General features: G+C 65.5%; 6 protein-coding genes and 2 pseudogenes. 4 read left to right on the top strand and 4 right to left on the bottom strand.

Going from position 1 to position 7088, the window contains the following annotated elements:
* Positions 1-206 (bottom strand): annotated as a pseudogene (locus VFH65_RS12990) (MOSC domain-containing protein); the annotation flags it as partial.
* Between the two features lie 90 nt (positions 207-296).
* On the opposite strand from VFH65_RS12990, the gene VFH65_RS12985 reads away from it, so the two are divergent.
* Together VFH65_RS12985 and VFH65_RS12980 are read left to right on the top strand one after the other, a co-directional pair.
* Positions 297-809: a DinB family protein gene (locus VFH65_RS12985; RefSeq protein ID WP_353322025.1), complete on the top strand. Its 513-nt coding sequence runs from the start codon at positions 297-299 to the stop codon at positions 807-809.
* A gap of 172 nt (positions 810-981) precedes the next feature.
* On the top strand, positions 982-1563 hold the full coding sequence (locus VFH65_RS12980; protein WP_353322024.1) for a hypothetical protein: 582 nt from the start codon (positions 982-984) through the stop codon (positions 1561-1563).
* Positions 1564-1624: 61 nt separating this feature from the next.
* Here VFH65_RS12980 and VFH65_RS12975 read toward each other — a convergent pair whose 3' ends face one another.
* On the bottom strand, positions 1625-1990 hold the full coding sequence (locus VFH65_RS12975; protein ID WP_353322023.1) for an RNA-binding S4 domain-containing protein: 366 nt from the start codon (positions 1988-1990) through the stop codon (positions 1625-1627).
* 269 nt (positions 1991-2259) lie between these two features.
* Between VFH65_RS12975 and VFH65_RS12970 the strand changes: the two genes are divergently transcribed.
* A complete protein-coding gene (locus tag VFH65_RS12970; protein ID WP_353322021.1) occupies positions 2260-2802 on the top strand; it encodes a CGNR zinc finger domain-containing protein in 543 nt (180 codons plus the stop codon).
* Here VFH65_RS12970 and VFH65_RS12965 read toward each other — a convergent pair.
* Entirely contained in the window at positions 2792-3271 is a 480-nt protein-coding gene (locus VFH65_RS12965) for a GNAT family N-acetyltransferase (RefSeq protein WP_353322026.1), read from the bottom strand. The genes VFH65_RS12970 and VFH65_RS12965 overlap by 11 nt on opposite strands.
* Before the next feature lie 286 nt (positions 3272-3557).
* Positions 3558-6188: an AAA family ATPase gene (locus tag VFH65_RS12960; protein WP_353322019.1), complete on the bottom strand. Its 2631-nt coding sequence runs from the start codon at positions 6186-6188 to the stop codon at positions 3558-3560.
* A gap of 711 nt (positions 6189-6899) precedes the next feature.
* Between VFH65_RS12960 and VFH65_RS12955 the strand changes: the two are divergent.
* Positions 6900-7088 (top strand): annotated as a pseudogene (locus VFH65_RS12955) (hypothetical protein); the annotation flags it as partial.

Here is a 7088-nt window from a genome sequence, read left to right as displayed (position 1 = left end):
GCATACGCGTAGACGGCCTGGTCGTCGCCCCCATGAAGTTTCGGGTTGCCGATGGAATCGCCGACCAGGCCGCTGCCGAGACCGCCGCGCATCGGACCAGGCGCCCTGACCATGACAGGCTCCTGTGCAGCTGCTTTGTCGATACCCGTCGACCTCGACGGCGCATCAGGATTCGCGCGGACACGTGCCAAGTTGACCGACAACACATTTGCCACCAGATCAGGTTAGTGGTGGCGCGGCTCGCCGGTCTTGGGCAGGCCTAGCCGTGTCGGTCACGGTTGGCACAATCGTCGCCTGTGACCACGATTGAACGACCGACGCCGCCGCTGAACGTCGACGAACGCACCACGTTGGAATCATGGCTGGAGTTCTACCGAAGCACCCTCGTATTGAAGTGTGAGGGCCTCGATGATGCGGCATTGCGCACGGCGGCCGCGCAGCCGTCGGTGTTAAGTCTTCAGGGCCTCGTCCAACACATGGCAGAGGTGGAACGCAATTGGTTCCGCCGTGTCCTTGTCGGCGAGCCAGCACCGTCGATCTATGAGCAGAAGGCCGAGGAATCTGATCACGACGGCGGCTTCGAGGTTTCCGAGAAAACGTCCTTCCTGGCCGCTGTGGCTATCTGGCAGGAAGAAGTTGCTCACGCCCGCGCGAACTGCGCCGCGCGCGAGCTGGACGATACGAGTCCATTCATGGGTAGCGAGGTGAATCTGCGGTGGATCTATGTCCACATGATCGGCGAGTACGCGCGCCACAGCGGCCACGCCGATTTGATCCGCGAAAACATCGATGGTGCGACGGGTGTGTGATCGACCGGCCCAACAATCCGTCCCGGATGCTCGGCGCCATCGAATTCCAGTTCGACTGAACGAGGTGACGCCGCAGTCGGGAAGGCGCTAGCCTTGCTCGCAGTCGGTCCGGCGCTTCCGTGTTGCTCCTCGAGGAGCCCTCGCGGCGCCACCAGAGAGGAAGCCCGAATTCATGGCTGAACGACAGCGCGTCAGGCCACCCATCGGCGCCGCGCGGCTCGCTGTCGCGGGCGTGATCATTGCAGGCGGTGCGCTGGGCTTGGCCGGCCAGGCTGGCGCGCAACCGACCGTGCCCTACCCGACGCCAGTGCCGTCGGATCCGGGTGCGCCTACTCCGGCTCCCGGCCAGCCCGTGGTGGAGCCTGCCGGTGCCCCTGTGGCTGCGCCCGCGCCTCCGCCGGTCGGCGCGCCCGTGGTGCCAGAGATCGCGAACCCCGCCTTCGGCTCGGGATCGGGCCCGCTCGGGAGCCTTAGGGACCTCTGGCACCAGGCGCAGAATCCGTACGACCTGACCAGTCCACCCGCAGCTGCGGCCCCGCCGCCTGGAGCAGGTCCGGCACCGCAACTGCCTCCGGGATACGAGTCGATCAACGCTCCGGGGTCCAACGGGCCTGCGCCCACCGGGTCCTACGAGGGCGGGCCGCCTCTGCCGCCTGGCTACTATCCGTTGAACGGGCCGCCGCCACCCGGCTACGACCTGCCACCGGACCCGGCCGCGCCGCCGCCTGTCACGCCGGTTCCTCCGACGCCCTAACCCCTTGGGTTGTGTTGTAAGTCAACACCTTTCAGCGTGACCAAACGCGTATGGGTAGATCTCAAGCCTGGCCCGCACGCCACCTGTCCAGCATGCGGCGGTCGCGTTTGGTCGGCCGCCCGGCACCGCGATCACGGGACGCCACCGGAACGACGGGAGTGGGAGGCGGCGCGGGCGTTCGGTCGAGGTAGCAGGTGACGGCGTCGGCCGCACCGACCCGCTTCTGGATCACCCGAGTGACCTCGACGGTCCGCGTCGTGTCGTGAGTGCGAGCGCGCACCTCATCACCGGGACACACCATCGTCGACGGCTTTGCCAGCCGCCCGTTGACTCGTACATGCCCACCTCGACACGCTGCGGCGGCGTCTGGCCGGGTCTTCGTCAGCCGCACCGCCCACAACCACCGATCCACGCGGGTTGACTCCATGACATTCATCATGGACTGCCTGTGCATCGCATCCTAGGAGCGCCCCGACCGATGGTCGTTACCGATAGCTAGCGCCCATTTCGACGGCAGGGCTGTCGCCGGGTCGTCGTATCGGCTAATCCACAGCCGTGGCGTCGATCTCGGCGATGGCACTCTGGAGAACACCGCCTTATCGCGGGAAACCAGATAGAGTGGTTTCAATGGTTACTATCGGGAAGCCCAGACCTCGAGGCCCGTGGCAGGATGCGCATTTCGTTGGTGGCCACCCGGTGCTCGACCTAACCAACACGGTCTTTCATCGCGCGAGTCCGGTGGAAGACAACGAGTTATTGAAGTCGCCTGCAGATGTCCTGTCGTGGTGCAAATCTGTCGGATTGTTCAAGACAGCGCCGTCGCTCACGGATGCTGCCGCGCGCAAGCTGGTGGTTGAGGTCCAAGATGTCCGCGAGAACGCGTGGTCGGTCTTCGCCGCGGTGTCGCGCGATGAGGCGGTTCCCACTGAGGCCCTTGGCTCGCTCCTTGAACGGGCCGGAGCGGGGGTGCGCTCTCGCCATATTCCCCGCATCGAACCTGCACTCGATGATTGGGCCGTCGACTGGACACAGGCACGGGCGATTCCCACTGCACTGTCGGTGTTGGCGGTGCATGCGTTGTTCACGTTGCCGCCCAACAGGATCAGAGCTTGCGACCGGTGCGGCTGGTTGTTCCTCGACTCGTCACGGGGCGGGCGCCGCCGATGGTGCAGCATGGATACGTGCGGGAACCGTGAGAAAGCAAGGCGCCACCGCGGGGGAGAGCCAATCACCGACTGAGCGAACGTCTTCGGTGTTTTCTACGGCCGCGAAGGGACCGCCGCATGACCGGACGGTCACTGCGCGGGCGTGCAACTTCGCGGAAGCCGGCGTCGCGAAAGGAGCTGGCAATGCCCGTCATCGCTGTGTCCGAACCGGCGCGCCGGCCGTCACGAGGTTCGACGGGGTAGCCCTCGGCGATCGTGTAACCACTATCGGCTGCGTACTCGCAGACCGCGTCGAGGGTGACCGGCAACAGCCCGGATCCGCGGTGTTTTCTGTGAACGAATATGCAAGTGATCGCACAGACTGGTTTGCCATCGATGCTCGCCAACAGTTTCGAGCGCTCGAGCCTCGGGAACGAGTCACGCGGCCCGAGTGAGCACCAGGCCACGGGCGTTGTGCCGCGGTAGACGACAACCCCGGGGGCTGATGTTTGATCGACGAGTTTCCTGATCGCCCGCCTGTTCCCGTCGCCCCTGCTTTCCATGAATTCGGTGATCGAGAGGCGCCAGTGCATGCACCAGCAGCCGCGGGCGCCTCCGTTCTTGCCGAGAACGTCCTCGAAGTCGCCCCAGGTTTCTTCGGATAGTTCCCGAACCGTCAGTGTGTCCGGATCCACGCCTTTCCTCCTCGTCACCAGCCAAACGCTGAGTAACTGTTTATCAGATTTTTAACAGTTACTGTACGCGTCGCGTCAACCACGCCGCAAGGTTGCAGCTGCTGGTATCCCAATGGTGCTGTGGGGCAGTAACTTTCACTCGTGAATCGAGGGTTTACCGCTCCGGTGGCGCGTGGTGAGAGGCGTAGGCGGCCGCGGCCTGGGTGCGGTTTCGGACGCCGAGTTTGGAAAGAATGCTTCCGACATGTCTGTTAGCGGTCTTGGGGCTGATGTAGAGCGCAGCGGCGATGTCGGCGTCGCTGTGGCCAGTTGCAAGAAGTTCCAGCACGTCCCGCTCACGTCTTGTGAGCCCGTACGGATCAGCGATTGTGGCTTTACGGCGTGTGTCCGGGTCGCGGCCACGTAGCTGGGCGAGTCGTTGTTGAGCGCGGCGAGCGGCGGCTCGCGCACCAAACCCGCGGAAAGTCTCCAGGGCGGCTTCCACGGCCGGAAGGTCGCCGCCGAGCCCGGCTACCGCCGCGTCGTACGGGCAGCCGAGGCGCATCCATTCGTCGGCCGCGGCCTGCCAGTTGCCGCTGACTTCGAAGCGATAGGGCGTGACGGTGTCCACCGTCGGCGCGTCATCGAATGGCCCACCCGCGAGATGCGCCCAGCGCCGCAGGTGACCCACCATCCACGGGTCGGCATATTCGGTGGACGCAGCCAAACCGGCGAGTGCCTCGGCGCGGGCGGTGTCGTCGTCGCCGGCGAGCCAGGCAGCTTCAGCGCGGGCCGCCCACGCGGGGCCGAGGTGGTACAGATCGTTGGGTTCGGCTCCCGCCGCCGCCTCGTCCAACAGCGGGGCAACGGGTTGCGCACCTCGGCGCGCGCGGATCAAGGCCACGCTGACCAGCGGCAACGTTCGGTGCAGCGAGATCAGACCTGGCCGCGTCAACATCTCTTCGGCGCACGCAAGTGCACTCGCCCAGTCGCCGCGGTGCAACGCGACGAAGGCGGCGGCTCCAGTTGCGAACGGGTGAAATACCCCCAGGTCATTGGCGTCGCAGAACGCGGAAGTTTCCCTGATGTAGGTCTCGGCGCGGTCGAGATGGTGATGCACAGCGGCAAACCAGCAGAGCGTAGCCCCGATGATGCCCGCGTGTGCGGACTCACCGTCGGTGGCCATGGCGTCGCGCCAGGCCGCCTCCAGCTCATCCCAGCCCGTGTCGCTGGCCAGGACTGCGACTAGCTGGGCAAAAAAGCGGGCCCGCGCTACCACAGCGGTATCACCGAGCTCGGTGCCCAGCGCGATGGCGCGTGCCGCGTAGTCACTGCACCGCGGGTCGAAGTCGCGGGCGGCCATCTCGGTCATGTTGACCAGCGACCAGGCCAGCTCGGGGGATGGCCCCATGTCTTCGAGCAGGCGCATTGACTTCCGGCCTACCTGGATGGCCTCGGCGGTGCGTCCCAGCGACACCAGCACGTGGGACCGCCAGCGCAGGTTGTCTCCCTCGCCGCGCCGATCACCCAACGTGCGTCGCAGTGTGGCCGCATCCTGGAACGCGTTGACGGCGGCGACGGAGAGCCCGCTGAAATGGCTGCTGACCGCGTATCGCTCAAGCCATTCCACCTTCTGCTCGTCGGGGATGGCTTCGGCGTGACGCAAAGTCAACGCGTACAGCTCGGCAGCCTCCCGGTTCGCACCCAACGAGGAGGCGCGCTCGGCGGCGGCGGGCCCGTAACGGATGACCGCATCTGAATCACCAGCCTGATCGGCATGGAAAGCCAACGCCGCCAAGGCATCCGGGTCGATCGGCGGCTCTGCCAGCACGATCAAGGCTTGTTTGTGCATCACGCGGCGTTGGAAAGCTGGGAGCTGGTCCAGCGTCGCGCGCCGGGCCAGCTCATGGCGAAAGCCGACCGTGCCCGCATCGGCGACCAGCACCCCGACATCCAGGCATTCACGCAATCCCGTTGCCGCGCCAGGGCACACGTCGCTCAGCAGGGCCAGGCTGGCCCGGGGCCCGCACACCGCCGTCGCGTACGCGGTCTCACGACCGGCGTTCGACAACCGCGCCAGCCGCCCCCACACAGCCTCGGACACACTCCGCGGCAACCCGCCCTCAAGCAGCGCGTCAGAGCCGGCGGCCAATACCTCGGTGACGTAAAACGGGTTACCGCCGGTAAGCCGATGCAACGCGTCGGCGTTGATCCCGCTGCCTGCGGCCAACTCGGCCACCGCCGCCAGACTGAGCGGATCCAGCCCAATGCGGCTGACCGCGACAGAGGTCGCAAGGTCACCGAGCAGCACCGCCAATGGGTGTTGGTCGCCTATCTCGTCGTCTCGGTAGGACACCACCAGCAGAAGCGGCAGGGAGTCGATCCGGCGGGTTAGAAAACGCAGCAGGTCGAGGGTGGCCCCATCGGCCCAGTGCACATCTTCGATGACGCACGCCCACGCTGTTTCGCCGCCGAACATTTCGACCAACCGGGAAAAAATCGCGTGGGTATCACCGGCGTCGATAGCCGCTCGCAGCTCGGTCGCCTGCTCACCGGAGAATTCAGCGAGCATGTCGATCAGCGGGCCCAACGGCCGCGGTGCGGTCAATGGGTCACACCAGCCCCGCAACACGCGCGCGCGAGCTTCGAGCCCGGCAAGAAAGCGTGCGATCACCGTGGTCTTTCCGACCCCGGCCTCTCCGCGCAGCAACACCGCCGTGCCCGAACCGTGCGCAGCTGCCCGTTGATAGCGGTCCAGTTCAGACAGCACTGTGTCACGCTCGAGCAGCCGATCCCTCGTGGCCACAGTCCTCCCGTCTCAGAACGTTTCTGGGCCACGGGGTCCGGGGCCGCGCTTTCGAGCAAATATGCGGTAAACGTCATGTTCCGGGCGCGGTCGGCTGCACACACAGTGCAATACGCGTGTGCGGGCCGGCTCACCACGAACTCCAGCAAACCGTCATCAGGTCAGGATGCGGTCAAGAGCTTAGCCAAACAGGGTCCGACACGCTTGCAAACGCAATCACATGGCAACGCCTCGCCGGACGAAGTGACGGCGCGATCGGCGTTTGCCGATGACTGATCTTCATCGTTGTGTTCCCTTGGTGATGCGCTGCCGCGCTCGGCGTCGATCTGGGGACAAGTACACAAGGACCGGCGTGCTACCGATCCCAACAACGACAGGCGAAACCGCGAGCATCGCTTTTCGGACAGTGTGTCCCGGACCACATCACTGGGGCCAAATATGAGGTAAACGCCTCATGTGCCGGGGCGGACGATCAGGCACAGTGCGCGATGAGCGTGCGCGAGCCGGCCAGCGCGGCATCGGTAACCGTCATCGGGTCAGGATGCGGTTGCAGCTGCCCAGGTTGTGTCCGCGCACCTCAACGAACGAGACCAATCGACACCGACACTAAGGGGCTCCGTGCACACGACCTTCGATCGCCATCGCAGGCACTCTTCTGCCCGAAGGGTGGGAGCCGGGCTCCGTGCTCGACTGCGTAATCGACCGATCATCTTGACGAGCCGTGTCCGCGTGATGGCCGTTGCGCTGATCTCCGTGTGGTCGTTGGTGTCGGTTCCGGTGGCTGTGGCGCAGCCTGCTGCTGGGCCGGGGCAGGGTGCGCACATCACTGGTGTGGAGCATGTCAATGAGCGTTGGGACAAGGTGTCGGTGTTTTCGCCGTCGATGAACAAGGTGATCGTC

It is taken from the genome of Mycobacterium sp. (assembly GCF_035697385.1).
Taxonomy (GTDB): domain Bacteria; phylum Actinomycetota; class Actinomycetes; order Mycobacteriales; family Mycobacteriaceae; genus Mycobacterium.
The sequence above is the reverse complement of the archived record's forward strand: the minus strand, read 5'-3'. Positions and strand labels throughout refer to the sequence as shown.

Bases quoted from the DNA above. Each gene is read 5' to 3' on its own strand.
- VFH65_RS12980 (WP_353322024.1), top strand. From the start codon at position 982: ATGGCTGAACGACAGCGCGTCAGGCCACCCATCGGCGCCGCGCGGCTC.
- VFH65_RS12975 (WP_353322023.1), bottom strand. From the start codon at position 1,990: ATGGAGTCAACCCGCGTGGATCGGTGGTTGTGGGCGGTGCGGCTGACG.
- VFH65_RS12965 (WP_353322026.1), bottom strand. From the start codon at position 3,271: ATGGAAAGCAGGGGCGACGGGAACAGGCGGGCGATCAGGAAACTCGTC.